The organism is Clostridium tagluense, assembly GCF_003865095.1.
Classification (GTDB): Bacteria; Bacillota; Clostridia; order Clostridiales; family Clostridiaceae; genus Clostridium_AD; species Clostridium_AD tagluense.
Genome location: NZ_BHYK01000010.1, coordinates 1 through 26,661 on the forward strand (window position 1 = coordinate 1; position 26,661 = coordinate 26,661).

A 26,661-nucleotide genomic window follows, 5' to 3' on the forward strand; every position below is an offset into this window, starting at 1 on the left:
TCGTTCTCCTTTTCAGTTTCGTCACTAAAAAGGATAGTATATTTTGAGGGTGCTGGCAATGGATTTTTCCATTTTATGCTTGGTTTTTTAAAGGCCGGTCTGCATTGATTTTAGTATACCAGAAACAAATGTTATGACCTTTGAAGAACTGGATATATTCAGTGACCCCGACAACATGTACATAAGAGACGAAATATTAGCCTGTTGCAACAAACTATGGGCACTGAAGAAAGAGTATAATAATGATGTTAAGGTAGAACATGATTTCTATTTGAAACTTTTCCAACTTTCTAAGAAAAAAATGAATAACCAGTATCATTGTATTGTTTTAGACGAGGCACAGGATAGTTCTTTATTAACATTGGATTTAATCCTTAATTCGCAAGTTACGGGAATTGTATGTGTCGGGGATTGCTACCAAATGCTCTACTCATGGAGAAATGCAGTTAATATATTAGATAAGATAGAGGGAGCAACCGAATATGTCCTTACAACAAGTTTTAGAGTAGGGCAAAGCATTGCTAATTTAGCAAATCTACTAATATCAGATTTAACAGATACAGATATAAACATGAAGGGATTTAATACTAAGCAAAAAATTGTAGATAAGATAGATAGAAATAAACCCTATGCTTGCTTAAGCCGAACTAACTCTTCTTTATTTGAAGAAGTTATAAACGCTATTGAAGCAGGTAAAACAAAGTTGTATTTTGAAGGTGGATTTCAAGGTTATAAATTTAATAATATTAGAGATTGCTATTACTTCTCAATAGGATTTGAGACTAAAAATTCAATGTTATCCAAATTTGACAACTACGGTAAGATGGAAGAGTATGCAGATAGCAGTAAAGATATAGAGTTATTATCCTTAATTAGTATGGTTAAAAAGTATGGAGCACAGATACCTAGCTTAGTGGAGAGTATAGAAGGAAATACAGTAAAGAGTAAAGAAACTTCACAGGTAATATTCACAACCATACATAAATCTAAAGGAATGACATTTAAAAATATGGTGATATGTAATGACCATATGGATTTAGCCGATTTTTATAAGAAAAAATTCATAGAGGAAGACCAAGACCTTAAGCAAGAAACTTTTAAGGAAGAATGTTGTATTCTATATGTAGCTATTACAAGAGTAAGTGGTGAAATAGAACTCAGTGATAATTATAAGGAATATTTAGTATTAAGACATAGATATATAAGTGGCAGAGTAGGTCTGCAAGAAGAAGATTTAGCTATATAGCTAAGATGTAATATGGCGAATTAATTATAGGGGTTGTAAATATGAAAATATGGGAAGTTTTAAAAAGAGAAAACATAGATAAGAAATACAAGACTACAATTTATTCAATGGATGAAGTTTTAAAAGTTGGCTACGATATAAATTCTAATACGCATTTAACTCTAAAGAGGAATAAGAATAGTGATAGTATAGAGTTTCCGTTATCGCAATTGTATTTAGGGTGTATCTTAGAAATGGATTTTGAGGAAATAAATAAGACGTAATTCAAATAAAATATGATATAAGTAATAAACTGGTTTGGCTCTATGAAAAAAGTGTGACGAAACACACAAGTTGAAATAGTATATTTAAAAAGGAGAAAATTATGAAAGAAGCAACAAAAAACAAGAATGATTACCTTATAAGACTTTGTGACCAAACTGGTAAACGTATGAAAACCTTGTATGGAAGTCTTTCTAAAGAGCAGTTTGAAGATATAAATAAGATTTTAGAATCAACAGAAGAAGATTGGCATTAGTTATGCAATTCAAAAAACATAAGTCATAACAAGGTAAAATCAATAATGCTATTAAATTAATAATAAATAATTATAAAATGCTTTACATATTATTAATTTGATGGTATTATGTAAATAAGGAGATAACAGATGTTGGATTTTAACAAAAATGATTTTATAAATAATTTTAATCCATTTAAGAGAACTGCAATAGTAAGACATACATTTTCAAGACCTATGAGAGAATTATTAAATAGAGGACTCTTAGATAATAGCACAGTATTAGATTATGGAACAGGAAGAGGAACTGATTGTAAGTTCCTAGAATATTCATATCAATGTAATAATATTGATGCTTATGGATATGATGAATATAATGAAGAGTATTCGGGTATTTATGTGTTTAAGAGATTTTACACTAACCTCACAAGTATATATATGATGAATACAGTATATTCACTGGAAACTCATAAAAGGTTAGTTGATTCATTTGGGAAATTAGCTAAAAATGTTTACATAGCAGTAAGGACAGATATAAGTAGTGTTAAAGACACATGGAGATACATAGAAGAATATGATGGTTATATTACTCCAAATGGAAGTTTTCAAAGATTCTATACAGAAGAAATGATTACAAAATATTTTGGAAAGGTTACTTATATCAAAAGCACCACAGGGTATAAGTTATTCAAATTGGAGGATTAGACATGACAGCAGGGAAGAGAATTGGAAATAATTTATATATACATAGAAGTGTCATTGCAAACCTAAGTTTTAATAATTTAAACTTAGTTGGTGATAAAATATTATATTTGTTAAAGCATGATTTTAAGTGTAATTGGGATATAATAAGGATTAATTTAAAAGAACAAAAGGTTGCATTTATTATAAGTGAAGATTGGGATACGGCTACAGAGCCACAGGTAGGGGATAGCTATTGCGTAGATAAAGACAATATAATTCATTTCAAGAAAGCCTGTGGTCAAATATATCATCATAAATGGAAATTTGTTCAAACGGACTATAAAGGATTTGATGTCAAAGAAAGTATTGCATGGTCAGAAAAATGGTTAAATAGTGATATAGTTAAAAAACTTAAAGCAGACCCTCAAGAAAAATTTAATTGTAAAATAGGATATAAAAAATATTTTGATAAGGTTCTCAGACTAATAGAGGAGGATTCTAAATGATGTGGTTTAATAAGAAAACAGAGGAACAGATTAAAGCTAAACTGCTCAAAGATACTAGAGTGGATGTATACAATAGATATAGATATGAGATTACATTTATTAATGGTGATATATTAGAGGTAACAGATACAAGGTATTCCAAATGGAAATTTATATATTTTGTAGATAGAATGTTAGCAGAAGAAACTATTATTGTTGGAGAATGTCAATATACTACTTCCAGTATACTTAAGGTTCAATTCATAGATGTTTTAGAAACAATTAGATATAGGAGAAAAGACGTATATTATACTGACCTAGGGAATATAGTTTGGGATAAAAAATATTTTAAAGATAATTTAATAATAGATTAAAAATAATTATAAAACAATATAAAAATAAGGAGGTCATACCAAAATGCAAAGAGATAATAAGATACCAGTAAATAATAAGAATGATGAAGGATGCTTATGTTTAGTAATATTTTCTTCGGTTATTATAGCAATATTGATAACTTTTCCAAAATTATTATTAATTCTAATAATATGTGCAATAATATCAATCAATTCATTACATAAATATTAAAAATAAATATCAAATACATATAAAATGGAGGAATTAAATAATGGATAAAGGATTATTAGTTTTGAAGGAAAATAAGGGAAATAAATATGGTGAGAGTAAGATAGAATATGGGATTGATGCTAAACTAGAATTCATTGATTTGACGGATATTTTCAATAGCTCACTTATGGATAAGGTAGAAATTCTAATACTAATACAACATGCATTATACGTATCTAAAGGTGAATTATTATATAAATTGGTTAATGGAATATTGCAATTACATGTGGGAGATACAAATATAGACGAAATATTATGGAATAATGTAGGACAACAAATTGAACTGAAAATGACCGTAGTTAAAGAATGTGAGAAATAAAAATAATAATAATAATATATAGGAGGTTATTAAAATGAAAATGGATATTAATTTAATTAGAACAGATTTAGTAACAATAGAGGATATAGGAATTATACAGGAACTATGGCAGTATGCTTTTCCAAATAGAGTTTATGCCGTATATAAATCAATTACAAGAAAGAATTCAGAGACAACATATCTTCAAGCTAAAAAGAAATTAATAAGGGATATATTATTAAGCAATGAAGCACCTATAATTAAAGGGTCTGAACATAGAAGAATTTTTTATTATGGAAATCTTACCATAGAAATTGATGTAGTGAAAAGAAGTATTTGTTATATAGCTAATGATAAAGGTAAGTTTCGATTCACACTAAATAAGGAAAAAAGAGCCGTATTAAATGAAATAATGAATATCAAGGAGAGTATGTAACATGGATATTAAAGATTTTACGCTTTTATCAAATACTAATCATATTTATTTTCAAAATGAATTAACTAAATCTATATCAAAGTTACAGGGACAAGATTTAGAGGTTGAGATACAACTATACTAGATACTATTGACGGGAAACTAGTTCATTCTGCTTTAGTTATAGGAAGAGTAAAAAAGTAGACATATAAAATAATTATACAATATACATAAATTAGGGGGAAGTATATACATATGAAAAATGAAAATACATATATAATGAATTTAGAAGCTTGTTACATATATAAAGACATAATGAATGGAATAGAGATATCATCAAAGAATAAAGATTTAAATAAGTTATTTTCTGCTACAATCCCTTATAGTTTAGAAACTATTAGAATGGATGAAATATATAAAGATACTTTCTATGAAGTTAATAAAAAACAATATACTAAAAAGATAATTAATATCACTTTTGAAAAGAACTATACTGTTTGGAATGAAGATAAAGAATTTGTGAATAGAGAAGGAGAAAATCAAAAAGGTAAAAGGGTAGTATTTGCAAATAAAAAGAAAATAAGAAAGTACTTATATGTTAATGGATTCGTAATGGATGGAATTAAATACATATTTTATAAAAGAGGAGCAGGGAAAGCTAAAAATGGATATGCCCTATATATTCAAGATAGTATGCAAGAAACTTTAATAGATAGAAGTAGATTAGGACTTAAGTTTGAGAAGAATGAACTGTTAGATTTAACCTCTGTATTAGCTTATGAGTCGCTTATAACCTCGGGCTTAAGCTTCACTATAGAATTAGACCCAAAGACAGAAATATTGCTCATAGAGGACATATATGGAATAGAATTTGATAGTAATGCAAGTGTTACTAGAGAATCAAATGGAGAAATAATCACAGGAAATGAAATACTTAAGTTGCAGAATTGTTTAACGGATGGTCAAGCTCTAATTGATGAATCAATTTTTGATAAGTATGGTAAAAGTGGTCATGCATTTATGTTGTTAAGAAATGACTTGCTAAAAAGTTGTGGGTTTAATACAAAAATACAAGCTTTCTTCTTAGCTAATAATATAACAACTGTAATAGATATGTTTGGAACAGTCTATGATGCAAGTAAAATTAAATTAATTACAACACCTAATTCAATAAAATTCTTAAAATTTGCCTATAAAATAGGGGATGGAAGTAAAAAGGGATGTTATGAATATTGGAAGGAACACATTACAAATGTATTTGGAGTGGTGAAGTGTGATAAAGAAGGAAATTATGGTAGTTATAACAGGACAACTTATCAATTACTTAACAGTATACCGAACTTAAGTTATGAAGACTTAATGGCTATAACTGAACGTGAGAGAGAATATGTAATGTTGCTTAAGAATGACAATGCAGTATTCCGAAACTATCTAGGGTGCGATGCTAAAGCCAGTTTAAAGTTAGAGAAACATATGGATAATGGAGATATTAGTTTATATGAAGATACTGACTTAATGAATGCATTACTTATGGTAAACTCGGATATGCAGTATACTAAGAAGTTTAAAAAAATGAAAAGTGATTTAATAGCTAATTATGTGTCTCATTTAAAACAAGGCAAAATTAGAATGAAAGATAATAAGTATGTAACCCTAATATCCAATCCTTATGAGATGTTATTAGCCAGTATAGGTAAGTATGACGGCAAATCTATCATGCATGGCAGGGAAGTTTATTGTTCTTACTATGAGGATGGGCAGGAATTCTGTGCAACTAGAAATCCTCATATAAATGGTGGAAATGTTATGTATACGAGAAATAAGCATCATAAGGAATATATAATGTGGTTTAATTTTACAGACAATATATGTGTTATTAATTTCTATGATAATGATGCTCCCGATAGATTGCAAGGAGCAGATACAGATTCAGATACAATGCTTTTACTTAAGAAAAAAATAATGGCTGACAAGGCAAAATATTGTGAAGATAATTTTCCTACACCAATTAACAGGGTAAGAGGTAGTTCTAAGCCACGTAAAAATAACATGGAAGAATTATATAAGTTAGATGTTATTTTGAGTGATAATTACATAGGTAGGATAGTAAATATGTCTCAGATAATTAATTCATATTTAAATGATGCCATAACAAAGGGAAAATCTCAAGAAATAATTGATGAATTATATCATGCAAGTTCTAGGCTTTCAAGTATGAGTCAGATAGAGATAGATAAGAGTAAAAAAGTTTTTGATAATATAAGCATGAGTAAAGAATTGTCAAAAATGAGACAAATACAATCTATTAGATATGCTAGAGAAGAGGATAAATATGGAGAAATGGTTAATAAGATGATAGTACCTAATTTTTTTGATATGATTTCTGATAGTAATGAATATAGAGTATTTGAAAAATTTGACACACCATTAGATATTTTACAGGAAGTCCTTCTATTTAATAGAGGTAAAAGACTTGAAGGTGATAAGAATAAAGAAATGAAAGAATTATTAGTTAAGAATTCAAGGTATGTAGAAGGTATATCCCAAAAGAGACAATTCAAACCTATCCTTGAGATAATAGCAGAATGCGGTAAAAAAATTAATGGATTAAGAATGAAAACTTGTACATTAAATGATAAATCTAAGAAAACTGTTGAGAAGAAAGCAAAAAAAGAGGCAATAGAAAAAATTAAGGATATGGAGATATGTAGTGCAACCATATTAAACTACCTTAAATTATGTTTCAGTAAAGAAGATAAAGATTATAGTAAGTATGCAACATTATCTTTAAATATTTTATTTTGTGCTAAAAAGAAAGAATTACTACCATGTTTTAAAAAAGGGGATATGGACAATGATGAAGTTTTAATTAAAATGGAAGATAAATGCGATTACAATATTTTTGGAGAAGAATACCAAAAGAGTATAAGAAAGAATTTAACATAGTAATAAAAAATACATATATAATAGAAGGTAAATAATTTGAGTTTGGTTACTCATATTTAAAAAAATTACTAGTCTCATGTTAGGATTGGGTTTCTTGAACCTCTCAAACCCTTGTATATCAACGGTTGAGAGAGTTGACGTTAACCTTGTATATGAAGTATATAACATGTATCTACACAAAATTATTGGGACAAAGTTTCCCACCATAGAGATACTTAAAGTTATATGCTTTAATTATATTTTTATAATTAACCAAAAGCAAATATTGCAAACAGATGCCGAAATAATGGATGGATTTCCATATCGGTAGTGGATAATGATAGTCCATATAGGCGAGTGCAACCTATTAGAAAAGACAGACACATTGATATTTGATAATTAAATAAAAGTAGGCAAACACACTTATATAAATATGTGATTTAAATACACATGGGTAACAATTCCCATGTTCTCTACGGTGGAGAGTTTAAATATGAGCCGAGAAAGTAAAATTGTTATTGATAATTATATAACCGAAAAGCCGATAGGTGAGAAATTTATATAATTAGAAATAATTATAAAGTTAGACGATTTAACGCTCAATAAAATATAATAAATAAAGTTGAGAATGAATTAGTTGTTTAACTTTTAAATATTGATGATTAGCTCAGTTGGTAGAGCATTTGGCTGTTAACCGAAAGGTTCGTCAGTTCAAGTCTGACATCATCATCCACAAAATTTTCTTTTCCTCGATTCTTTCTATATATAAAAGTAAATTGAGGTGTGTTATGGAGAGATGGCGAAATTGGTATACGCAATAGTTTGCTAAACTATCATCCTTAACGGGTGTGGAGGTTCAAGTCCTCTTCTCTCCGCCAACGGATTTTCTTTTACTCAGTTTCTTTCTAGCATAAAAGCAAATTGAGTTTCTATAACATAATAGTTCAGTTGGTTAGAATGCCACCCTGTCACGGTGGAGGTCGAGGGTTCAAATCCCTTTTATGTTGCCAATAAGTTTCTTTTCCCTGTTTTCTTTAAGTTATAAGTAAAACAGGACTATACGCATCATTAACTCAATTGGCTAGAGTTCTTGCCTTCCAAGCAAGTTGTTGTGAGTTCGAGTCTCACATGATGCTCCAATATAGGGTTTGAAGATAAACTTACAAAAGGAATCTTCGATTATTATGCTTTCGTAACTCAGTTGATAGAGTGTCTGTTTTGTAATCAGAATGTCACAGGTTTAATCCCTGTCGAAAGCTCCAATGTTTAAGGTTTTAGAGATTTATACGCTCAATAACATTAAGGAAATAAGCCGACTAATAAGGTTGGTGAGCTTTCGCCCTTGTGGTACTTAAAATGTGAGAAATCTCGGGTTTCTTTTAGAGAAACAGTTATATAAAGTGGTTGGATTATATAACAATATATTATTTTAATTATTAGGAGGTAATAGAATGTCAAGAGCAAAAATAATTGAAAACCATAGTATACAAATTGAAGGAATATTAGATACCACAACGGATATTTTAACAGTAGATGTTGAAGATGTCGGAGTTAAAACATTAAAAACTTTACTTTCAGATTTTGGTAAGAAAAAATGTAAAATAACAGTTAGATTAAGTGAAGAAATAGTAACACCTTAGTAATTATGCAAGTATGGTGTATAAAAGAGCACATTAGCCTTGAAGCTAGAAGTAAGAGTTTAAATCTCTTTACTTGCCCATTCGATTTTCTTTACTGATTTCTTTTCAAGAAAAGTAAATTAGATTTAATATCGCAGAGTAGCCAAGGTGGTAAGGCAGAGGCTTCATACGTCTCCTATCAAGGGTTCGACTCCCTTCTCCGCAACCATAAGCTTTTCTTTTTTAGTTTCTTTATTAGGTGTAAAAGCAAACTATATTCAATTTATATGGGTGTGACTCAATTGGCAGAGTAGAGGTCTCCAAAACTTCCTGTTGTATGTTCAAATCATACCACCCATGCCAAGTATTTTCAGTTACATAATGAAGTAATATAAAACTAATAAATTCAGAAGGAGAAATAATATTATGCAAATTTCTATTACAAGAGCACTAAATGAGGTAAAATTACTTGAAAAAAGAATTAATAATAAAATAGAAAATTCTCAATTTATAATAGCTAATAAACAATCCAATAAAAAAATAAATGGAGCAGATACTATTGAACAATTTAAGAATAGTGCAAAAGCAGATTATGAGAGTTCAATTGATTTAATCGAAAGAAAAAAATCAATGAAGACATCTATAGTTGAATCTAACGCTATTACAAAATTAGAAATAGGAGAATATCAATACTCTGTTGCGGATGCTATAGAAAGAAAGAAATCTATATCCTTAGATATACGATTACTTAATGTTATGAAACAACAATATGCTAGAGCATTGGTTGAAGTAACTAATAAAAATGAACAAATGGAAGTCAATTTAGATAGACAACTAGAAACAATGTTGGGTTCTGAGGGTAAGAAATCAGACGGGGCAGATGCTTATGCTAAACAATATAGAGAGACTAATTCATTTGAATTAATTGATGGATTAGAATTAAAAGAGAAGATACAAGCACTTGAAGAAGAAATTAACGAATTTTTAAACAATGTTGATTTTTGCTTGAGTGAATCAAATGCATTAACTAAGATAGAAATATCTGAATAATAAATAAAAATAAAGTGTAAGTTATGTGAAATTGCTATAAATTTTAAGTTCCCTTATGAATTTTGGGTTAATAAATTTACATGAGAAATTAATACTATGATAAGTATTGCTAAGAAGAATTCAAATATGAATTTATAATGTGGTACGGATACAGAGTTATCCGTACAATTTTAAAAAGTTTAAAGTTGAAAGCTTAAAGGTCAAAATTCAAGTATTAAAGTTCAAAATATTAAAGATTAAAACTCAAAAAATAAAGTTTTATAAAATCCATGATTAATGGTTTTGGTTTTGACTTAATATAACCTTTAGTGTACCACATGGCTACATAGCTTACACCTATTTTATGAGAAGAATAGTATTTTATATGGGTGCAATTCCAATACTTTTCAAATAATATATAAAAGAACAATGTAGTTCCCTACAAAGTGGGAAAATATTAGTCCAAATAAGGACAACGAGGAGAAAATAACAATGAATAAAACAGAATTAATAAATAAATCACAAGAAAAATTACAAGGATTTACAAAAGCAGAATTGGCAATGGCATTAGATACAATAACTGATACAATACAGGATGCTTTAGTAGCAGGAGAAAAAGTTAAACTTTCTGGTTTCGGTACATTTGAAACAAGAGCAAGGAAAGGTAGAAAAGGAGTTTCAAAATTGCCAAAAGCAATGGGTAAAGAATGGGCTTCTGTAGATAGAACTGTTCCAGTATTTAATGTGAGCGAAGGATTCAAAACAAGAGTAATAGAAGCTAATAAACTAGTAGCAGAAGTTAATCCGACAGTATAAAATAAATATAAAGTGAGAGGAATAAAATCCCCTCACTTTTTTTGTAATTTAAAGTTTATAATGACAAAATAAGTAGCACATTCTTTGTTGAATGTTGTGAGGACATTCATATTATTAATGAACACGGAAGTGGGGAATTACATATGCATAAGAGTAGAAAAGGAACTAAAATACAGAATAGAATAAGGAAAGTAAGAGAAAATACACTTTTTAATCTATTACATGATTTGCCTTTAAAATGTCAGAGTTGTAGATTTAATTCTAATTGTACTGAAATGGAAAGTGAAAAACACATTGCAGACAGTTGTATCAATTATAAAAATGAAATAAAATTGAATGATTTAATAGAAATGATAAAAGTTCAAAACATTAATTTGCAGAGTTTTGCAGATGAATATGGATTAAAAGTTGAATTCCTACGTCAGATGTTAAAAGGTAAGATTTTGATGCCTTATAAGTATTATGTGGCTATTGGAAAGAGGCTTCACTTATCGGAGTTTGATGAATTTCATAAATATGAAAAGAATTTTGAAGTATAAAAATATACGGGTATATCTAATGAATTATATCCCTAGTAGATAAAAGCTATTCTTGATTTTTAATTCAACTGTTATGTTAGAGAAAATATAACACTACGGATAAAAGTTACTCATTTACTCTTTATAAATAAATATAAAGACTGGGATAAAAGTTTCTCCCCTTTATTTAATAAAATGATATAAAAATAGAGGAGAAGTGATTATTAATGTTAGAAGGAAATGAATTATTAGAACAAAAAGAATTAAGAGAAAAAGCTATTAGTAGGATTGAAGTTCTTGATAAGGTAGGAGATTTATTATTGCTTCCAAATACTGAGAAAGCAACAACGACACAAGTAGCTACTTATTATGGTGTTGATAGAGGAGTTATAGAAAATTATTATAAATTATCTAAGTATCAATATATAAAAGAAGAGCTAGAATCGGATGGTATGAAATTATATTCTTATTCTGAAATTACTAATGAAATAGGTAATAATTTTAAAACGTTACAAGATAACGGATTGAAAATACCAACAAGAGGTACTTATTTATTCCCTAAAAGAGCAATTCTTAGAATGGGAATGTTGTTAAGAGATTCATTAATAGCAAAAGAAATTAGGACAAGATTATTAGATGTTATTCAAGACGTAGAAAAAGAATCACCACAAATAATACATAATGTAGTTCAAGAAATTTCAGAAGAAAAGCAAATTATGCTTGACAGAATAACTGCCGAGATGGATGGTAATTATGATAAAGTTTGTGAATGTAATGCTAAATTATTTGCACTTAAAAATAAAAGAATTAAAGAACTTGAAGTAACAAATGATATAATAATAACTAATGCATTGACTATAATGGAATCAAGAGATGTTATTAATAGACTTGTTAGAAATATTTCGATGAAAGAATATAACGGAATGTTTGGCATGGCTTATGGAGAATTATATACAAAAGTTAATTATAAATTAGGAATTAACATTAAAGCAAGAGATAAAAAGAAAAGTGAAAGCTACTTACATACTTTAACTCAAGACGAAACTTATAAAGTTGAAAAAATAGTTAGGAGTTGGGCAGTTAAACTTGGTTTAAATGTTGAACATTTATTAAAATTAGCTTAATTTTTTGAAGTATAAAATAATTATAAACAATAAAAGGAGTTTTATTAAAATGAAGAAGGAAACAAACATTTTGGAATATGGTTTAAAAGGTAATTTAGTGTCTGTAGAAGACGATGGTATGGTTAAAGTTGAGATAGTTAAGCCAAATATTACAGAGGCAGACCAAGAGAATATCAATGATATTGCTAAACAACTATTAGATTTTTGTACTAGAAATCTTGAAGAAACTATTGAGATTAAAATAAGTGCAAAGCTTATTCAAGATTAATTTAAGACAAATATAGTTAGTACAGAGTGACTAACTTATAATAAATTTGGGAAAGTTGCAGTAGGAATTTTATTATTCCGTTAGAAAATGGTTCTATATAGACGTATATAGAGGGGCAACAAGTATCACTGGTAAGATACTATATTATGGATAGATATGTCTAGTGGCGATGACGGCAGGTTGTAACCCTGTTACGTAAGATACACCGTAGGTTCGACTCCTACTCTGTCCACCAAGAGATTTTAATAATCTCATATAGTTAGCTTTTGTAGTTTTTCAAACTGTCAAGAAAATACTACACCTATAAGATGATGATGTAAGAAAAAATTGGCTATAGTTCATCTTTACAAAAATACATGTGTACTCTTAGCAGTTTTGCCAATTTGGTGAGGGTATAGATTGTGAAATTCCTATTTTGATAGTTTTAGGGAATTATTAAATTTAATTTGAATGGAGAATAAAAAATGATATTTGATTTTTTTAGATTAGAAAAGAAACTTAATAAAGTAGATGGTAATGTATCAAAAACAATTGCTTCATTAGTAAGTAATATGAAAGATATAACAAAGTCTAACAATGCACTTCAAACAATGGGTGCTGAATGCAGTATGAAAAAGGAGCACTATTCTTCGGTTCACGAATCTATTCAAGGAAAAGTTGAAGCGAATAATCAAATAATAGCTAAAATAAAAGAGATAATTTCATAAGGATATGAGGATAGGCAATACTTCCCTATCACGCTTATAAGGGTATATATCACCCGATAAAAAGGGTGTACAGTATTTTATAAGTTATCAGAAATATGTGAGTTGTGACACATCATATTCTTATGTTAAAACATAAACCTAACCTAACCCTCTGCCGACAGATAGAATGGCACGTTATGAAGGAGGTAGCACTATGTAATATTCAAACCTTATGAGTGTAAGATTAAGACTTACTAGCATTTCGTTACTTCTGTGATAAATCAAAGTAATAGATATAAAAATGTAAACAAATATTAGCATAAGTTTCTATGTAAACACAATGTAGACACAGTAAACTCAATGTAAACAAAATAGGAATGAGGATTATAATAAAATGACTCTTAAATTTGACGGAAAATCAAGAAAGAATAATAATAAGATTAAGTGCCCTAAATGTGGGAACAAAATGAAAGCAGACCTTCTAATGAAAGAAGGATACATAGAGAAATTTGCAGGAGTAACACAAATAACATGTACTGGATGTACTCATATATTTAATGAGAAATAAATTTGGGAGAAGATATTAATATGATAGAACAAGCTAAAGATAATATTATTAATCCAAGATATAAGAAAAATGAAAATGAAAATGATGTAATATATACCTTACGGTTAATAGAGATACTTAAAACAGAAAGACCATTTGATTTAGAATGGGAAGATATAAAACAATTAATAAAATTTGAAGGAAATAAAGATAGTCTTAGAAAAGCAAATGATACTTTTGTAGGTGGATATGCAGTTCATAAATACTATCAAGAATTAATAAATAAGAATATAACAGGAAATATAACTGATAAAAATATAATAAAAGAAATTGAAGATAAAAAAATAGAATTACAAAAAGAACGTATCAAATTAAACACAACTAAAGTGGAATTGAACAAGTGGATAAGAGAAGATGCTAGATTAGAACTGTTATTTGATGGAATAAAAGAATCTATTGTAAAAATAGAAGTACCTAATTTTAAGACTATAGAAATAAACAATGGACAAAAAGAAGGATTATTAGGAATTTCTGATTTTCATTTTGGGAAATTATTCGTTTCTATAAATAATAAATATTCAGAAGATATATTCTACGAAAGAATGAATAAATTAGCTTCTGAAACCGTGGAGCTTTGTAAAATTAATGGAATATCACATTTACATGTACTAAATTGTGGTGATGATGTAGAGGGTATGACCTTAAGAATTAGTCAAATGGCTAGTTTGCAATATGGATTAACAGACCAAGTAATTAAAATAGCAAGATATATGGCTAAATTTTTAAATAAACTTAGTGAAGATTTAGAAATTACATATCATCATGTTTTAAGTGGTAATCATTCAGAAATTAGAGCATTTGGTGATAAATCATTTACTTTTGAAAATATGGAAAGAATTATAATAATTTATATCCATGACATATTGGAAAATAATAAAAGAATACATATACCTGTTTACAATGGTAAATATCTTAGTTTTAAAATATTTGATTATAATATTTATGCACAACATGGACAGAAGATTAAAAATCCTAAAAGAGTTATTGCAGACATAAGCCAACAATACAGAAGATTCTTTGATGTTGCTTACTTTGGACATTTACACCATGATTGTCAAATGACTACTAATGAAGCATCTACTCATGATTGCGAGGTTGTTTATATTCCCTCAATAATGGGGAGTGACGAATTCTCAGACGATAATTTCTTTGGAGGAGCAAAAGCAAATGTAGAAAAGGAAGTTTTAAGATAATATTAAACTAAAATAATTATAAAACAAAGGGAGATTACTAATAATGAATACAGGAATCAGTACATATGATAATTTGGAAGATAAGATTGATGGTATTGTGAATTATGTTGAGAAAAATGGTGGTATTTGTATTATAACTGATTATGATACCGCAATGGCAGTAAATGTTCTATTCTGTGGGAAACATTATGAGGATGATATATCTATTAGTTTAGTAAAAGACATTGATGAATATTTAGTTGAAATTGAAGAGGGTAAATATTTTTGCATTGAAAAACTAGTTAGAGATGGTGGATATTTTTCTATAGAGGCAAGTGAAATCATAATTGAGGATGAAATTTTTGGAAATAATATTTCATTGATAGAATATTTAAATTGTGATGAATTGACTATTCTTTGTGAAGAAATTGATGAAAAAGATAATTATTGTGATTGTAAATGTAGAGGTGCTCTACCTTGTGTTTGTGATGAATGTGATTGTGAATATAAGGAAGAAGCAGAACACATTGCAGATGATGTTTCAGAGATAATAGATTATTACTCTTCAATATTAAGTGACTTTGAAGATAAAACCATTATTAAAGATATATTGCTTGAGTTTATGAACGAATTAGACGGGGCATTAGAAACTGATAATGAACCTTTAAAATCAGAAACAAATGATGTAAAAGTAGAAGATATAATTGAATCTGTATGTAAAACATTTTTAAATGCATTTAAAAGTTAAAATTATATTTTGATAAATGGGACTATAATTTAGTCCCATTAAATGAGGATATAACTGGAAGGGAGTAATTATAATGAATTCAAGAGGATTAAGGGCTAAAGTAATTTGGTATGATGAATCTGCTTTTTCTGAAAAACAACATGAGAAATTAGGAATACTAAAACTTAACAAAAACAGAGGGAATATGGTAGATATAGAAGCTATTATGAAAAAACAAGGATATGAGCTTAGCAAGATGTAAAATCTATATTTTAATTTTTTATGGATTTTTATTCATTAATATCCATTATAAGAATAACATTATAAATCATTAATGTCAAGCAATTATAAGGTATATAAATAGGATACATCTATACGGTGTATCTATATATGTATATTTAATGAAAATAAAGAAGGTGAAAAGTATAAATGCCTAAAGTGAATAAGGACATAACTAAAAAATCAACTGTGAAGAAAGCTACTCCTAAAAAAGTAACAAAGATTCCTGCAAAGGGGATTTTCTGTAGTTGTTGTGGAGAAGAAAAAGAAGAAGGTCAATTCTATAATAGTCAAAGTGAGATTTTTAAATTCCATAAAAAAATAGGCATTTGTAAAGAATGTATTGTTAGTGTTTTTGATATCTATATGGAAAAATATAATGGAGATAATCAAGCTACTATATATAGAATGTGTGAGCTTTTGGATATCTACTATGACGAAAGGTTAATAGCTTCATCTCAAACAGAATTAGAAGGTAGGGGAGTTGAAGGTGTTAGTTCTTTAATAATTTTTTATATGAAGAATATTGCTATGCCTCAATATAAAGGGAAAACTTTTGAGAATCGAAAGATTACTTATGAACATTCCGAAAGTATTGTGTTGCAAAATGAAAGACTTGCCCAAGATTTAACTGAGAGTCAGATAAAATCAAAGGCAGATGTAATTAGATTATTAGCTTCTGACCCTTTTGATGGATATGATTTAGCAGACCAAAAGTATCTGTATACAGATGTAGTTCCTTATTTAGACGAGGATACCATCGAGGATTCTTTTAAATGTGGTGTCATAATTCAGATAGTTATAAATAATAATCAAATTAGGAAAGCAAATGTTGCTATAAATAGTCTTAGCGGAAATGTTGCTTCTATGGTCAAAAATAGTAAGGATATTTCTGCATTAGCTGATATAACTACTAAATGGAATCAACAGAATGATAAGTTATCTAAAGAAAATAATATTGCTTTAAAACATAGAGGTGGTTCGGGTTCTAAAAATTCAACACTTGGCTCTATGATGAAAAATCTAAGAGAATTAGGATTTGAGAAAGCGGAACAGAATTATTATGATATGAGTAAGGCTTATGGTATGAAATTATCTGCTGAAATAAGTAATCAAAGCATAATGGATATTATACATTTTGATGATTCAACTATGAATGATATGTTTAAAATGCAAAGAGAAGAATTACAGAAATTACAGGATAAAGAATTGGACTATAAAGAACAGATTAGAGTATTAATTAATGAATCTAATAAAAAATAAAAATAAAATTGACAAATAGTGAGTAATGTGGTATTATTTTATTGAGGGATAGGTTAGGAGTAATTACCTTAACTAAAAGCACACACTTCGATTGTGTTTCCCTTTTAAATTTTAAAATCGAAGAAAATAAACATTACTCGGAGGTAATTATAAAATGTTAATAACAAAAACTGTTATGCTTAAATTGAATGGGCAGAATGTAAAACACTTAGAAAATTTAGGATATAAAATAGAAAGAAGACAGGACAAATGGGGTTCTTTTTCATTTAAAACAGGGACAGAAATTGAAGTTAAGGTAGAGCATTTAAAAGAAGGGTCTCATATAAATATAAAATGTTCATGTGATTATTGTTTAAAAAAAAGATAATAACTATCATAACAAAGGAATGGAGAAATTACGTTAGAGATAATATTAATAGTGTAGTACATACAGATTGTTGTGCTAAATGCCAACAAATTAAATCTAAAGAATGCAATCTGATAAATTTTGGAGTAGAGAATAAGATGTATATTAATGAGTATAAGAATAAAGTTGCAACTACTATGATTAAAAGGTATGGGTTTAAGTCCCCCTTACAATCTCCTAAAATACTAAAAAAACAGAAAGAAACAGTATTGAAAAAATATGGAGTAGATAATGTTATGAAAATTAAAGAAATATCTAATAAAGCAAATATAAATGCACAAAAAACTTTTCATTTAAAATACGGGGTGGATAATCCTATGAGGCTAGAGTTTTTTAGGGAAAAACAAAGAATGTCATATTTTAAAAATGGGACTACTCCTACAAGTAATCAACAGAGATATTTAAATGATAAACTTGGAGGTATATTGAATCATCCTATTGGACAATGCTCTTTAGATATAGCTTTTATAAATGAAAAAATATATTTAGAGTATAATGGAGGAGGACATGATTTAATAGTAAAATTAGGTGGAATATCAAGAGAAACTTTTAATACTAAAGAAATAAGAAGATATCAATTTTTAAAAAGTGAAGGATGGAAGGGTATTTTTATAAATTCTCCATATGATTATATTCCAATAGAAGATGTATTGAAGAATGAAATAGAAAAAGCATTTAAATGGTTAAAAACAGATAGTAAAGGTCATAGTCATTATAATATTAATATTGGAAAATCAATTAATGATATTAATTTTGGAAGACTTAGAAAGATTAATAAAGAAGATTTAGCAGAAGTCATTTAATTATGGCTTCTTTTTTGTCGTGTATAAATAAACAGAAAAGATTTATTTTAAAATCATCCTAATAACTAATCAACACGGGGTTAATTAAATAATTGAGGTGAAAGAAAGGTGATGCCATATGAAGCTTATGAACAAAAGAGATAAAAACATTCTTTCAAGCAGGAAACTAGAATTATACGAGAAAAATGCAGATATAATTGCATTCTACAGGAGAAATCCTTGCATAGCATGTGAAGATTTACTTGGGCTAAAATTATTAGATGCACAAAAATACATATTAGACCAAACATGGAATTGCCAGTATAACGTGTGGAGTTGCAGTCGTAACTTCGGGTGATTTGGTAAATCATTCCTTGGTTCAGTAATAATGATGTTAAAATGGTTACTCTTTGAAGGACAAGCAATTTATATTGTCGGTTCAGTAGGTTCTCAATGACCCAAAGTATAGAAGCTTTTAAGAAGGTAGAGGACATAGCAATGCAAAGAATCCAATCAAGTAAATCACTAAAAGATATATTTGCAAATGAAACAAAAAAATCCTCAAGTTGCCAAAGTGGATTCATCCATAATCCTGCATCTCATACAGTATTTTCATACAATGAGAGTGGAATATATACATTAAATGGAGACCCTTCCAATATTAGGTCAAAACGTGCAACACTTGTCTTTTTTGATGAATCAGCTTTTTCATGACAAACGATGAATTGTTAACCGCAGGAATAGCATTTGCTACTCAAAATTTGGATTTCTCAACTAGTATAGAAGAGGCATATGACCCAAGAGGTGAATTTCAAAAATGTCCAACTCAATTACTATTTGCATCTTCAATGAATGACCGCACATGCCTTTTTTATCGCAAATTCAAGGATTACTCAATGAAAATGTTTATGGGAGATTCAAAGAATTATTTTGTTACATCAATGCCATGTGGTATCCCTCTTTCCCCATTAATGGATGGAAAACCATTTCCTCCACTATTAAAACAATCCCAAATAGACGATGAAATGAGGGTTAATCCTCAAAAAGCATTACGTGAGTATTACAATATTCCAACAGCAGAGCATGAAGACCAAATGATAAAGAATGCACAAATAATCAAAAATTGCACATTTTCATTACCACAATTATACAACAAGGATAATAAGAGTAAATATATCTTAAGTTCCGACCCTGCTCGTTCGGGTGACAATTCAATATTATCAGCAATGGAATTATGTTATGACGATACCCTTGGTTATTATGGAAACATAGTAAATTGTACCAACTTAATAGATACAACTAAGAAAAGAAAAATGTCTATGAAAATCCCCGACCAATTAACAATAATGAAGGAGCAAATATTAGCATACAACGGTGAAAATGTACCCGACTATGAAAATATGGAAGAGTTCTTAATGGATGCAGGAGCAGGTGGACAACCAAGTGGTTTTGCAGACGTATTTATGGAAGATTGGAAGGATAGTAAGGGAAATACACATGTTGGATTTATTGATGAAACTCATGATTTATATGCAGAGGAAGCTAAGAAATATCCAAAAGCAAGTAGAAGATATAAATTAATAAACCCTAAGAAATATCGTATGCAAATGTGTGTTGAACTTATTGAGTTGATGAAAGCGGATGTTATTAAATTTCCGAAAGAATATGACAATAAAGGATATGTAGTTGAAGAAGTTATTGATAAGGATGGAAAAGTAGAAATCAAAGAACGAAAGTTATCATTAGACGAGGAATTAGCGTTGATAAATATAGATTCTATGAAATCGGAATTAACACAAATACATACATTCAAGGATAGCAATGGAACGGTTACAAGATATGCAAATCCCGACCAACACGCACATGACGATAGATTTTATACATTATTGCTCTTAGCACATAAATTGTATGAGATAAGAAGAAAAGATTTGTTGAGGTCAAAAGTAGTACAAGAAAAAATAGATATAAAAAAACTATTAATGTTTAAGCAACCAAAAATAAGATAGGAAGGAGGGGATATGATGGCAGATATTATAATGACAGAAAAGACGGAAGACGAAATCAAGATAGAAAAGACTAGGATGTTTTTCTCAGCTATGGCTAATATGAAAACAAGAGATTTGATTAAAGAACAAGCCCAAAGCTCTATATTTAAAACATATAAAAAAGAAGACATTATAGGGTTCTTACAGAATCCTGCTAAGAATGAAGTTAAGATTAGAAAGATATCACAATTTATATATGATAATTCTTCTCATTATAAGAGATTAGTTCAACGTTTTTCAACAATGCATTTGTTAAGATATACCTTAACTCCTACAAAAATAGATATAAACAAGGTAAAGATTGATAAATTCAAGCAAGATTATTTAGATACATCTAATATGATAGATAATATGAATATTCAGCATGAATTTAGAAAAATTATGAATGTATGTTTTAAGGAAGATGTGTTTTACGGATATGAGTATACGTCTGATAATTCCTATTTTATACAACAATTAGATGCTGACTATTGCAAGATATGTACTATTGAGGATGGAGTTTATAACTTTGCATTTGATTTTAGTTATTTCGCTAAATATGAATATAAATTAGATATGTTTCCAAAGGAATTTAAGTCTAAATATAATAAATATAAAAGAGATACTAAAGCATTTAAATTTCAAGAATTAGATAGTGATAAGACGATATGTATAAAGGTAAATGATGATATAGAGTATCCATTACCACCATTCATAGGAGTCTTTGAAGAAGTCTATAATATTCAAGATTATAAGATGTTAAAGAAAGCAAAAACGGAACTTGATAATTACCAATTGTTAGGAATGAAGATACCTACAAAGGGTGATGATGTTAATGATTTTATGATTGACTTAGATTTAGCAGGAGATTTCTTTGCTAATATTAGTGCAACATTACCAAGTAATGTAGGATTGTTTTTAACACCAATGGATGTTATACCTATGAAGTTTGAACAGGATAAACTGAGTAATGATAGTGTAACAGAAGCAGAGGATGCTTTTTGGTCTGGTGCAGGAGTAAACGGTAATTTGTTTAATAGTAAGGGAAATTCGGGAGCAGTTGTTGCCTTAGCAAATAAAACTGATGAAACAATAGTATTTAAGCTAACAAGACAAATGGAACGATGGGTTAATAGGAAGTTAAAATTCCTTAGTAAAAAATATTGTTATAAATTCAAATTTCTAGATATTACTACAGATAATGAAACAGAAGTGATTGATGGATATTTAAAACTAGCACAATATGGAATTCCTGTAAAATTAGATTTGGCTCAAGCTATTGGTATGACATATGCAGATATGGTTACAAAGAATTGGTTAGAGAATGATGTATTAAATATCACAGAGACATGGAGACCTTTAGCATCAAGTTATACTCAAAGTGGGGATGGTACTGATATAAAGAATACAACAACTCCTGCAAGTGGAGGTAAAGGAAAACCAACACTTCCTAATAAATCAAGTAATGTTACGGAATAAGGAAGGTGATAACATGAAAAAGTTTATATATTGTGAAGAAAAAGATAGAGGTAGATTTCTTAAGGAAGGTTTAAATTTCATATGTACGCAAGAGTTGGGTAATAAAGAATACTTTGTATTTGAGAATGATGAATTAAAGACTCTTACGTTTGACACTGAAATTTTTGTTACTTCCGACAAAATGTACTTCTAGTAAGTAGAGGAGGTGATAAAAGTGAAAGAATCTAAGAAATATTTAAGTTTACCTATTGAGAAATTCACTATAGAAGATATTGATGAAGATTTGGCGAGAGTAGAAATATATGTAATGCATGATGGAAAGAACTTAAAGAAGTCTAATTTTTCAAAAGCTTGTATGGAAGATGCCCAAGAAACAATTAAGAATAAACCTCTGATTGGGGCATTTGAAAAAAACAAGAATGGCGAAGTGATAGATTTTAAGGGGCATGAGGTTGAATATAAGATAGTTAAAAAGGATGGGGCAATAGACATCGAAACTATCTATATTGAGCAACCATTAGGGCTAATTCCCGAGACAAATAGTGGACACTATGAGGAATTGGATGATAAGTCATGGTTTGTGGTTGACGGTTATATATGGAAAGAATATTGTAGAGAAGCCTATAACTTAATAGAGGAATCAGAATCTAAAACAGTATCAATGGAAATAAAAATATTAGAGAGTCATACAGACGAAGACGGAGAATATTGGATAGATAAGTATAAATATCTAGGTGTCACTATATTAGGTGATAGTAAAACTCCTGCAATGTCAAAGGAAGCCATAATATCTTTATATGAATTATCAGACACAGAGAAATTTGTTAGTTCATTCGAGGTAATCTCCGATGAAATCAATAGATATATAAGTAATAAAAAAGAAAGTGAGGTAGAAATAATGGCTAAAGCAAAAAATGAGCAATTTTCTATGAGTGTAAGTCAAATACAAGATTTTATTCAAAAGGAATTGCAAAAACGAACATATATAGGAAAGACTTATTACAATGAAGCAGTTGAAAGACAAGAGTTTTATTTGCAAGACGTTTTAACAGAAGAGAATTTAGTTATAGTAAGTGATTCAAAGAACTGGGGTGTATACTTTGGTATTGGATATTCTTTCAGTGGAGACCTTGTTACATTGGACTTTGAAGGAATGACAAGATATGTAGTAGGAGATTGGAGAGCAATGGTTGAAGGTACAGTAGATAATACTGTAGTAACTTTTGAGGCAATCAAAACTGAATATGAAAAAGAATTAGAAACATTTGAAGCTAAAATTGTTGAAAAGACAAATGCTGACTTTGATGTTAAAGAAACAGAAGCATATAAGGCTATTGAAATTGAATTGAGTGAAGTTAAAGAAAAATTCACTGTTCCAGTAGAAGGAATTGAACCAATAGTAGAGGGTGAAAAAGATACATTTGAAGCAGAAAAAGTTGAACCTGTTACAGAAGTTGAAAAAGCTACATTTGAAGCAAAAGAACTTGAATTAAAAGAAGTAACAGAAAAATTTGAGGCTTTAACAATTGAGAATGAAAGACTCCAAAAATTTGAAACTGAAAAAATTGCAGAACAAAGAGTTACTGATGAAAAAGTATTGTTTGAACAATATACTGAATTAAATGAAGTTGAAGGTTTTGATATATTGAAGGATGAATGTTCTAAATATACAATTGAAGAATTGGATACTAAATTAGCAGTATTATTTGCAAAAACATATAAAAGTAAGGGTAAATTTACAGTTGAGGATAAAAAAGAAGGAGCAGTTAAAGTTCCTATAGGCATTCTTACTGATAATGAAGAAAAACCTTATGGTGGTTTATTTGAAAAGTATTCCGAGTAGTTGGAACACTTATTAAAAATAATTATATAAAATAAAAATAGTCTAATGGACTTTAAGAGGAGGAATATTATTATGGCAATCGCAAACAATTATGGAATGATAATTCTATCAAAGGTTAAATCAGTATACAATGGTAACATATTTTCAGTAGTAAGTGCTGATGCTTTACAAAACGGACAAATTGGACATCTAGGAGCTTTAAAAGCAGGAGAAAGAGAAATTAGAAGTCTTGTAAAACCAACCGCTGAATCAATCAAAACTAAAGGTATGGTATTAATCGCTCATGATGAAATTATATATGATGAAACAAACCGAACTAGTGGAGCATTACAGAATTTTATCTGTGAAGCAAATGTACCTGCAAGAGCGTATGAAATATCACCACATGATTCATTTGAAGTATCAAAAGTTGGAATAACTCCAATTACAGTAGGAACAGGAGTCGTTGTTGGTAATTATGTTGTTGGAACAGTTGGTGGATATGGCTTTACAGAAGTGGCTACTTTACCACTTGTTACAGAAGCAATGTTTGTTGCTGAAATCACAGGAAAAAGAACAGTTGGAATAGCTACAAATGTAGGACAGAATGGAATGATTTCTGGAGCAGTAGATTATGTAGAGTTAGAAGTTCTTAGAAACAATTACTAGAATCTACATTATAAATAATTATAAAACGAACAAATAAAAACAGTCTATTAGACTTTAAGAGGAGGAATATTATTATGGCAAATGAACTAGTTAAATTATGTATGGATACTTATAAAGGAAATGTAGATAAATATTCAGTAAATCAAGGTAGTGACGTTATTAGAAAGGCTTTCGTTGATATTTGCGGAACAGACAAATTAGATTTTAAAACATTCAGAAAGCACAAAACTGAGGTTTTTGAAATACTTGAAGAAGTAGTAGACCAACTAATCGTTGATGGATGGGGACAAAATACATTCTTCGACCAATTCGTTGAGACAAAAGACCTTGCATTTGGAGACAAAAACGAGTTCTACGTAGAAGATAAATCTCTGCTATTAGTATCTAAATTCAGTGGTGGGCATTGGAATCTTAAGAGACAAAGAATGGCAGAAGGTAATAGTTTCTCAGTTACAACTTCATGGTACGGAGTTAAAATCTATGAAAATTTCATGAGATTCTTAGCAGGAAAAGTTGATTGGAGTGCATTTATCAACAAAATTGCAGACTCTATAACTAATCAAGTTAAGCAAGAAACTTATACTGCTTTCATGGGAGCTACTGCATACTTACCATCACAATTCAAAGGTAGTGGTACTTTTGAAAAAGATACATTCCTTGAGAAATGTGAACATGTTTCAGCATCTTGTGGAAATGCTCCAGTTCTAATTGCAGGAACAAAAACTGCATTAGGTAAACTAACAGGTGGAGTAGATACTTCTTGGATATCTGAAAAAATGAAAGACGAAAGAAATGTAAATGGAATTGTACAATCATGGGAAGGTTACAAAGTTCTAGTTATAGAGCAAGTACATAAAGCTAACACTTTTGATTTTGCTATTGATGCTAAGAAACTTTTAATATTACCTGCTAATGTTAAGCCAGTTAAAATGGTAAATGAAGGCGAATCCCTTATTAATGAAGTTTCTGACGGAACTAGAAATATGGATGGTTCTATGGAATACATGTTCCAAAAGAAAATGGGAACAAGTGTTATATTCAATGTAATGTACGGTTCATGGGATTTGGCTTAGGCTTAATAGTCTAGTCTGTAAAAAGGGTAGTATTCAGTTACTACCCCTTATTTTTTATATTAAAAGATTATAGTACATAAGGAGAGGAATTAAAAATTATGGCAAAAACAGATGAAAGTATAATAGAGGAAACAGTTCCAACTACTGAAACAACAGTTGTTGAAAAGAAAGTTGCGGTAAAGAAAGTTAAGAAAACAGTTAAAGAAGCTCTAATAAAACCAGACAATACAGAGTTAATTAATTGTACAAGTTCGGTTTTAGGACAGTTAGTATATGTTTCTAAGAAAACAGGAGTAACAGTAATATGGGATAACTTAGGTGATGAAGAATTTCTTGAGTTTGGTGAATTGATAACAATGAAATCTTCACAATCAAGATTCTTGAGTGAACCTTGGATAATGGTAGATGATGAAAGAGCAATTGAATATTTAGGATTGAAAAATCTATATAGTAAACTTGCGAACTTTGATGAATTAGAAGATTTCTTTGGATTACCTTTGGATGAAATGCAATCAAAACTAGCACAATTCCCGACAGGAATAAGAAAATTATTTGGTGAAAAGGCAAGAGAAATGATTGAAGCTGAAACATTATTTGACACAAGAGTAATTAATTTACTAGAAAAAGAATTACATATTGAACTCAAACCAATAGAAGATTAGAAGGTAGGTGAATAACTATGGCTACTCCATTTTATGATGTGTATGATAATTTTTTCTTACAGATAGGTGATGATGCTAAATTAGAATTGTTAAAAATGACAGATACAGATTTAGATGAATTATTATATTTGATGCTTAGAACAGCTATAGTTAAATTCAAAAGGTGTAAGAAGCTTTTACCAAGCAATATTGATATAGTGAGTAGCACTTTTTTGATAGATTTAGATTTGGAAGAAATTTTAATCTTGAGCGAAGGTATGACCTTAACTTGGCTAAATCCAAGGATAATAAGATTAGAAAATTTGAGACAATCAAGAGGAGATAGAGATTTCAAAACTACCAATAATTCAACTACATTATATAGTTCCTTAAAACTAAGAGACAGTATATCAAAAGAATTAAATATGAAAATCACAAGTTATACTTATAATGCAATAAAAGATTTACCTATTAAAAAATAAGG

General features: G+C 29.0%; 34 protein-coding genes and 8 tRNA genes. All 42 read left to right on the forward strand.

Annotated elements, in window-relative coordinates; genetic code table 11:
* Positions 1 to 133 precede the first annotated feature (133 nt).
* Positions 134 to 1,246 carry a UvrD-helicase domain-containing protein gene (locus Ctaglu_RS10285; protein ID WP_125000985.1) on the forward strand — a complete coding sequence of 371 codons (1,113 nt, stop codon included), beginning with the start codon at positions 134 to 136 and terminating at the stop codon, positions 1,244 to 1,246.
* A gap of 41 nt (positions 1,247 to 1,287) precedes the next feature.
* Entirely contained in the window at positions 1,288 to 1,509 is a 222-nt protein-coding gene (locus Ctaglu_RS10290) for a hypothetical protein (RefSeq protein ID WP_125000988.1), read from the forward strand.
* A gap of 101 nt (positions 1,510 to 1,610) precedes the next feature.
* The gene (locus tag Ctaglu_RS25120; protein ID WP_185732660.1) at positions 1,611 to 1,763 is read left to right on the forward strand and encodes a hypothetical protein; all 153 of its coding nucleotides are present in this window, start codon (positions 1,611 to 1,613) and stop codon (positions 1,761 to 1,763) included.
* A 129-nt stretch (positions 1,764 to 1,892) separates the two neighbouring features.
* Complete coding sequence (locus Ctaglu_RS10295) at positions 1,893 to 2,447, forward strand: methyltransferase domain-containing protein (protein WP_125000991.1); 555 nt, start codon at positions 1,893 to 1,895, stop codon at positions 2,445 to 2,447.
* A gap of 2 nt (positions 2,448 to 2,449) precedes the next feature.
* Positions 2,450 to 2,932, forward strand: a complete 483-nt coding sequence (locus Ctaglu_RS10300) for a hypothetical protein (protein WP_125000994.1) — start codon at positions 2,450 to 2,452, stop codon at positions 2,930 to 2,932.
* On the forward strand, positions 2,929 to 3,285 hold the full coding sequence (locus tag Ctaglu_RS10305; RefSeq protein ID WP_125000997.1) for a hypothetical protein: 357 nt from the start codon (positions 2,929 to 2,931) through the stop codon (positions 3,283 to 3,285). The genes Ctaglu_RS10300 and Ctaglu_RS10305 overlap by 4 nt, the downstream gene beginning before the upstream one ends.
* 43 nt (positions 3,286 to 3,328) lie before the next feature.
* Positions 3,329 to 3,496: a hypothetical protein gene (locus tag Ctaglu_RS25125; protein ID WP_185732661.1), complete on the forward strand. Its 168-nt coding sequence runs from the start codon at positions 3,329 to 3,331 to the stop codon at positions 3,494 to 3,496.
* A gap of 40 nt (positions 3,497 to 3,536) precedes the next feature.
* Entirely contained in the window at positions 3,537 to 3,854 is a 318-nt protein-coding gene (locus tag Ctaglu_RS10310; RefSeq protein WP_125001000.1) for a hypothetical protein, read from the forward strand.
* Positions 3,855 to 3,888: 34 nt separating this feature from the next.
* A complete protein-coding gene (locus Ctaglu_RS10315; RefSeq protein WP_125001005.1) occupies positions 3,889 to 4,269 on the forward strand; it encodes a YorE family phage-derived protein in 381 nt (126 codons plus the stop codon).
* A 234-nt stretch (positions 4,270 to 4,503) separates the two neighbouring features.
* Positions 4,504 to 7,194 (forward strand): hypothetical protein, encoded by a 2,691-nt coding sequence (locus tag Ctaglu_RS10320; RefSeq protein ID WP_125001008.1) that lies wholly within the window; start codon positions 4,504 to 4,506, stop codon positions 7,192 to 7,194.
* A 635-nt stretch (positions 7,195 to 7,829) separates the two neighbouring features.
* Positions 7,830 to 7,906, forward strand: a tRNA-Asn gene (locus Ctaglu_RS10325).
* A 57-nt stretch (positions 7,907 to 7,963) separates the two neighbouring features.
* Positions 7,964 to 8,051 (forward strand) — tRNA-Ser (locus tag Ctaglu_RS10330).
* A 55-nt stretch (positions 8,052 to 8,106) separates the two neighbouring features.
* Positions 8,107 to 8,183, forward strand: a tRNA-Asp gene (locus tag Ctaglu_RS10335).
* Between the two features lie 52 nt (positions 8,184 to 8,235).
* Positions 8,236 to 8,312: transfer RNA gene (locus Ctaglu_RS10340), tRNA-Gly, on the forward strand.
* A 47-nt stretch (positions 8,313 to 8,359) separates the two neighbouring features.
* Positions 8,360 to 8,435: transfer RNA gene (locus Ctaglu_RS10345), tRNA-Thr, on the forward strand.
* Positions 8,436 to 8,624: 189 nt separating this feature from the next.
* Complete coding sequence (locus Ctaglu_RS10350; RefSeq protein ID WP_125001011.1) at positions 8,625 to 8,813, forward strand: hypothetical protein; 189 nt, start codon at positions 8,625 to 8,627, stop codon at positions 8,811 to 8,813.
* A gap of 132 nt (positions 8,814 to 8,945) precedes the next feature.
* A tRNA-Met gene (locus tag Ctaglu_RS10355) sits at positions 8,946 to 9,021 on the forward strand.
* 58 nt (positions 9,022 to 9,079) lie between these two features.
* Positions 9,080 to 9,155: transfer RNA gene (locus Ctaglu_RS10360), tRNA-Trp, on the forward strand.
* A 63-nt stretch (positions 9,156 to 9,218) separates the two neighbouring features.
* Positions 9,219 to 9,842: a hypothetical protein gene (locus Ctaglu_RS10365; protein ID WP_125001014.1), complete on the forward strand. Its 624-nt coding sequence runs from the start codon at positions 9,219 to 9,221 to the stop codon at positions 9,840 to 9,842.
* A gap of 471 nt (positions 9,843 to 10,313) precedes the next feature.
* Complete coding sequence (locus Ctaglu_RS10370) at positions 10,314 to 10,637, forward strand: HU family DNA-binding protein (RefSeq protein WP_125001017.1); 324 nt, start codon at positions 10,314 to 10,316, stop codon at positions 10,635 to 10,637.
* 143 nt (positions 10,638 to 10,780) lie between these two features.
* Complete coding sequence (locus tag Ctaglu_RS10375; protein WP_125001020.1) at positions 10,781 to 11,176, forward strand: hypothetical protein; 396 nt, start codon at positions 10,781 to 10,783, stop codon at positions 11,174 to 11,176.
* A gap of 206 nt (positions 11,177 to 11,382) precedes the next feature.
* The gene (locus tag Ctaglu_RS10380) at positions 11,383 to 12,279 is read left to right on the forward strand and encodes a hypothetical protein (RefSeq protein ID WP_125001022.1); all 897 of its coding nucleotides are present in this window, start codon (positions 11,383 to 11,385) and stop codon (positions 12,277 to 12,279) included.
* A gap of 49 nt (positions 12,280 to 12,328) precedes the next feature.
* A complete protein-coding gene (locus tag Ctaglu_RS10385; protein ID WP_125001025.1) occupies positions 12,329 to 12,547 on the forward strand; it encodes a hypothetical protein in 219 nt (72 codons plus the stop codon).
* Between the two features lie 148 nt (positions 12,548 to 12,695).
* A tRNA-Tyr gene (locus Ctaglu_RS10390) sits at positions 12,696 to 12,782 on the forward strand.
* 229 nt (positions 12,783 to 13,011) lie between these two features.
* Positions 13,012 to 13,254 (forward strand): hypothetical protein, encoded by a 243-nt coding sequence (locus tag Ctaglu_RS10395; RefSeq protein WP_125001028.1) that lies wholly within the window; start codon positions 13,012 to 13,014, stop codon positions 13,252 to 13,254.
* A 373-nt stretch (positions 13,255 to 13,627) separates the two neighbouring features.
* Positions 13,628 to 13,801, forward strand: a complete 174-nt coding sequence (locus Ctaglu_RS25130) for a hypothetical protein (protein ID WP_185732662.1) — start codon at positions 13,628 to 13,630, stop codon at positions 13,799 to 13,801.
* A 20-nt stretch (positions 13,802 to 13,821) separates the two neighbouring features.
* The gene (locus Ctaglu_RS10400; protein WP_125001031.1) at positions 13,822 to 15,033 is read left to right on the forward strand and encodes a hypothetical protein; all 1,212 of its coding nucleotides are present in this window, start codon (positions 13,822 to 13,824) and stop codon (positions 15,031 to 15,033) included.
* Between the two features lie 43 nt (positions 15,034 to 15,076).
* Positions 15,077 to 15,760: a hypothetical protein gene (locus Ctaglu_RS10405; protein ID WP_125001034.1), complete on the forward strand. Its 684-nt coding sequence runs from the start codon at positions 15,077 to 15,079 to the stop codon at positions 15,758 to 15,760.
* Between the two features lie 73 nt (positions 15,761 to 15,833).
* Positions 15,834 to 16,001 (forward strand): hypothetical protein, encoded by a 168-nt coding sequence (locus Ctaglu_RS25135; RefSeq protein ID WP_185732663.1) that lies wholly within the window; start codon positions 15,834 to 15,836, stop codon positions 15,999 to 16,001.
* Between the two features lie 167 nt (positions 16,002 to 16,168).
* Positions 16,169 to 17,281: a YonG family phage-derived protein gene (locus Ctaglu_RS10410; protein WP_125001037.1), complete on the forward strand. Its 1,113-nt coding sequence runs from the start codon at positions 16,169 to 16,171 to the stop codon at positions 17,279 to 17,281.
* 154 nt (positions 17,282 to 17,435) lie between these two features.
* Positions 17,436 to 17,648 (forward strand): hypothetical protein, encoded by a 213-nt coding sequence (locus tag Ctaglu_RS10415; RefSeq protein WP_125001040.1) that lies wholly within the window; start codon positions 17,436 to 17,438, stop codon positions 17,646 to 17,648.
* Positions 17,630 to 18,490 (forward strand): DUF7487 domain-containing protein, encoded by an 861-nt coding sequence (locus Ctaglu_RS10420; protein WP_125001044.1) that lies wholly within the window; start codon positions 17,630 to 17,632, stop codon positions 18,488 to 18,490. The genes Ctaglu_RS10415 and Ctaglu_RS10420 overlap by 19 nt, the downstream gene beginning before the upstream one ends.
* A gap of 118 nt (positions 18,491 to 18,608) precedes the next feature.
* Positions 18,609 to 18,827, forward strand: a complete 219-nt coding sequence (locus tag Ctaglu_RS10425) for a hypothetical protein (RefSeq protein ID WP_125001047.1) — start codon at positions 18,609 to 18,611, stop codon at positions 18,825 to 18,827.
* A 95-nt stretch (positions 18,828 to 18,922) separates the two neighbouring features.
* Entirely contained in the window at positions 18,923 to 19,183 is a 261-nt protein-coding gene (locus tag Ctaglu_RS10430) for a hypothetical protein (RefSeq protein ID WP_125001050.1), read from the forward strand.
* Positions 19,180 to 20,475, forward strand: a complete 1,296-nt coding sequence (locus Ctaglu_RS10435) for a hypothetical protein (protein WP_125001053.1) — start codon at positions 19,180 to 19,182, stop codon at positions 20,473 to 20,475. Before Ctaglu_RS10430 ends, Ctaglu_RS10435 begins: the two co-directional genes overlap by 4 nt.
* Positions 20,476 to 20,490: 15 nt before the next feature.
* Positions 20,491 to 21,972 carry a hypothetical protein gene (locus tag Ctaglu_RS10440; protein WP_148097590.1) on the forward strand — a complete coding sequence of 494 codons (1,482 nt, stop codon included), beginning with the start codon at positions 20,491 to 20,493 and terminating at the stop codon, positions 21,970 to 21,972.
* A gap of 13 nt (positions 21,973 to 21,985) precedes the next feature.
* On the forward strand, positions 21,986 to 22,165 hold the full coding sequence (locus tag Ctaglu_RS10445) for a hypothetical protein (RefSeq protein ID WP_125001059.1): 180 nt from the start codon (positions 21,986 to 21,988) through the stop codon (positions 22,163 to 22,165).
* A gap of 21 nt (positions 22,166 to 22,186) precedes the next feature.
* Positions 22,187 to 23,815 carry a hypothetical protein gene (locus tag Ctaglu_RS10450; RefSeq protein ID WP_125001062.1) on the forward strand — a complete coding sequence of 543 codons (1,629 nt, stop codon included), beginning with the start codon at positions 22,187 to 22,189 and terminating at the stop codon, positions 23,813 to 23,815.
* A 72-nt stretch (positions 23,816 to 23,887) separates the two neighbouring features.
* Positions 23,888 to 24,463 carry a hypothetical protein gene (locus tag Ctaglu_RS10455; protein ID WP_125001065.1) on the forward strand — a complete coding sequence of 192 codons (576 nt, stop codon included), beginning with the start codon at positions 23,888 to 23,890 and terminating at the stop codon, positions 24,461 to 24,463.
* A 74-nt stretch (positions 24,464 to 24,537) separates the two neighbouring features.
* Positions 24,538 to 25,536: a YonB family capsid-like protein gene (locus tag Ctaglu_RS10460; protein ID WP_125001068.1), complete on the forward strand. Its 999-nt coding sequence runs from the start codon at positions 24,538 to 24,540 to the stop codon at positions 25,534 to 25,536.
* Positions 25,537 to 25,634: 98 nt separating this feature from the next.
* Positions 25,635 to 26,198 (forward strand): hypothetical protein, encoded by a 564-nt coding sequence (locus Ctaglu_RS10465; RefSeq protein WP_125001071.1) that lies wholly within the window; start codon positions 25,635 to 25,637, stop codon positions 26,196 to 26,198.
* Between the two features lie 17 nt (positions 26,199 to 26,215).
* On the forward strand, positions 26,216 to 26,659 hold the full coding sequence (locus Ctaglu_RS10470; protein ID WP_125001074.1) for a hypothetical protein: 444 nt from the start codon (positions 26,216 to 26,218) through the stop codon (positions 26,657 to 26,659).
* Positions 26,660 to 26,661 lie beyond the last annotated feature (2 nt).

What these genes read in the sequence shown, in the direction of transcription:
- Ctaglu_RS10375 (WP_125001020.1), top strand. Translation starts at nt 10,781, where the DNA reads ATGCATAAGAGTAGAAAAGGAACTAAAATACAGAATAGAATAAGGAAA.
- Ctaglu_RS10315 (WP_125001005.1), top strand. Translation starts at nt 3,889, where the DNA reads ATGAAAATGGATATTAATTTAATTAGAACAGATTTAGTAACAATAGAG.
- Ctaglu_RS10470 (WP_125001074.1), top strand. Translation starts at nt 26,216, where the DNA reads ATGGCTACTCCATTTTATGATGTGTATGATAATTTTTTCTTACAGATA.
- Ctaglu_RS25120 (WP_185732660.1), top strand. Translation starts at nt 1,611, where the DNA reads ATGAAAGAAGCAACAAAAAACAAGAATGATTACCTTATAAGACTTTGT.
- Ctaglu_RS10385 (WP_125001025.1), top strand. Translation starts at nt 12,329, where the DNA reads ATGAAGAAGGAAACAAACATTTTGGAATATGGTTTAAAAGGTAATTTA.
- Ctaglu_RS10380 (WP_125001022.1), top strand. Translation starts at nt 11,383, where the DNA reads ATGTTAGAAGGAAATGAATTATTAGAACAAAAAGAATTAAGAGAAAAA.
- Ctaglu_RS10320 (WP_125001008.1), top strand. Translation starts at nt 4,504, where the DNA reads ATGAAAAATGAAAATACATATATAATGAATTTAGAAGCTTGTTACATA.
- Ctaglu_RS10400 (WP_125001031.1), top strand. Translation starts at nt 13,822, where the DNA reads ATGATAGAACAAGCTAAAGATAATATTATTAATCCAAGATATAAGAAA.
- Ctaglu_RS10430 (WP_125001050.1), top strand. Translation starts at nt 18,923, where the DNA reads ATGACCCAAAGTATAGAAGCTTTTAAGAAGGTAGAGGACATAGCAATG.
- Ctaglu_RS10465 (WP_125001071.1), top strand. Translation starts at nt 25,635, where the DNA reads ATGGCAAAAACAGATGAAAGTATAATAGAGGAAACAGTTCCAACTACT.
- Ctaglu_RS10410 (WP_125001037.1), top strand. Translation starts at nt 16,169, where the DNA reads ATGCCTAAAGTGAATAAGGACATAACTAAAAAATCAACTGTGAAGAAA.
- Ctaglu_RS10395 (WP_125001028.1), top strand. Translation starts at nt 13,012, where the DNA reads ATGATATTTGATTTTTTTAGATTAGAAAAGAAACTTAATAAAGTAGAT.
- Ctaglu_RS25130 (WP_185732662.1), top strand. Translation starts at nt 13,628, where the DNA reads ATGACTCTTAAATTTGACGGAAAATCAAGAAAGAATAATAATAAGATT.
- Ctaglu_RS25135 (WP_185732663.1), top strand. Translation starts at nt 15,834, where the DNA reads ATGAATTCAAGAGGATTAAGGGCTAAAGTAATTTGGTATGATGAATCT.
- Ctaglu_RS10405 (WP_125001034.1), top strand. Translation starts at nt 15,077, where the DNA reads ATGAATACAGGAATCAGTACATATGATAATTTGGAAGATAAGATTGAT.
- Ctaglu_RS10445 (WP_125001059.1), top strand. Translation starts at nt 21,986, where the DNA reads ATGAAAAAGTTTATATATTGTGAAGAAAAAGATAGAGGTAGATTTCTT.
- Ctaglu_RS10300 (WP_125000994.1), top strand. Translation starts at nt 2,450, where the DNA reads ATGACAGCAGGGAAGAGAATTGGAAATAATTTATATATACATAGAAGT.
- Ctaglu_RS10455 (WP_125001065.1), top strand. Translation starts at nt 23,888, where the DNA reads ATGGCAATCGCAAACAATTATGGAATGATAATTCTATCAAAGGTTAAA.
- Ctaglu_RS10365 (WP_125001014.1), top strand. Translation starts at nt 9,219, where the DNA reads ATGCAAATTTCTATTACAAGAGCACTAAATGAGGTAAAATTACTTGAA.
- Ctaglu_RS10350 (WP_125001011.1), top strand. Translation starts at nt 8,625, where the DNA reads ATGTCAAGAGCAAAAATAATTGAAAACCATAGTATACAAATTGAAGGA.
- Ctaglu_RS10370 (WP_125001017.1), top strand. Translation starts at nt 10,314, where the DNA reads ATGAATAAAACAGAATTAATAAATAAATCACAAGAAAAATTACAAGGA.
- Ctaglu_RS10295 (WP_125000991.1), top strand. Translation starts at nt 1,893, where the DNA reads ATGTTGGATTTTAACAAAAATGATTTTATAAATAATTTTAATCCATTT.
- Ctaglu_RS10425 (WP_125001047.1), top strand. Translation starts at nt 18,609, where the DNA reads ATGAAGCTTATGAACAAAAGAGATAAAAACATTCTTTCAAGCAGGAAA.
- Ctaglu_RS10435 (WP_125001053.1), top strand. Translation starts at nt 19,180, where the DNA reads ATGACAAACGATGAATTGTTAACCGCAGGAATAGCATTTGCTACTCAA.
- Ctaglu_RS10440 (WP_148097590.1), top strand. Translation starts at nt 20,491, where the DNA reads ATGGCAGATATTATAATGACAGAAAAGACGGAAGACGAAATCAAGATA.
- Ctaglu_RS25125 (WP_185732661.1), top strand. Translation starts at nt 3,329, where the DNA reads ATGCAAAGAGATAATAAGATACCAGTAAATAATAAGAATGATGAAGGA.
- Ctaglu_RS10305 (WP_125000997.1), top strand. Translation starts at nt 2,929, where the DNA reads ATGATGTGGTTTAATAAGAAAACAGAGGAACAGATTAAAGCTAAACTG.
- Ctaglu_RS10310 (WP_125001000.1), top strand. Translation starts at nt 3,537, where the DNA reads ATGGATAAAGGATTATTAGTTTTGAAGGAAAATAAGGGAAATAAATAT.
- Ctaglu_RS10415 (WP_125001040.1), top strand. Translation starts at nt 17,436, where the DNA reads ATGTTAATAACAAAAACTGTTATGCTTAAATTGAATGGGCAGAATGTA.
- Ctaglu_RS10285 (WP_125000985.1), top strand. Translation starts at nt 134, where the DNA reads ATGACCTTTGAAGAACTGGATATATTCAGTGACCCCGACAACATGTAC.
- Ctaglu_RS10290 (WP_125000988.1), top strand. Translation starts at nt 1,288, where the DNA reads ATGAAAATATGGGAAGTTTTAAAAAGAGAAAACATAGATAAGAAATAC.
- Ctaglu_RS10460 (WP_125001068.1), top strand. Translation starts at nt 24,538, where the DNA reads ATGGCAAATGAACTAGTTAAATTATGTATGGATACTTATAAAGGAAAT.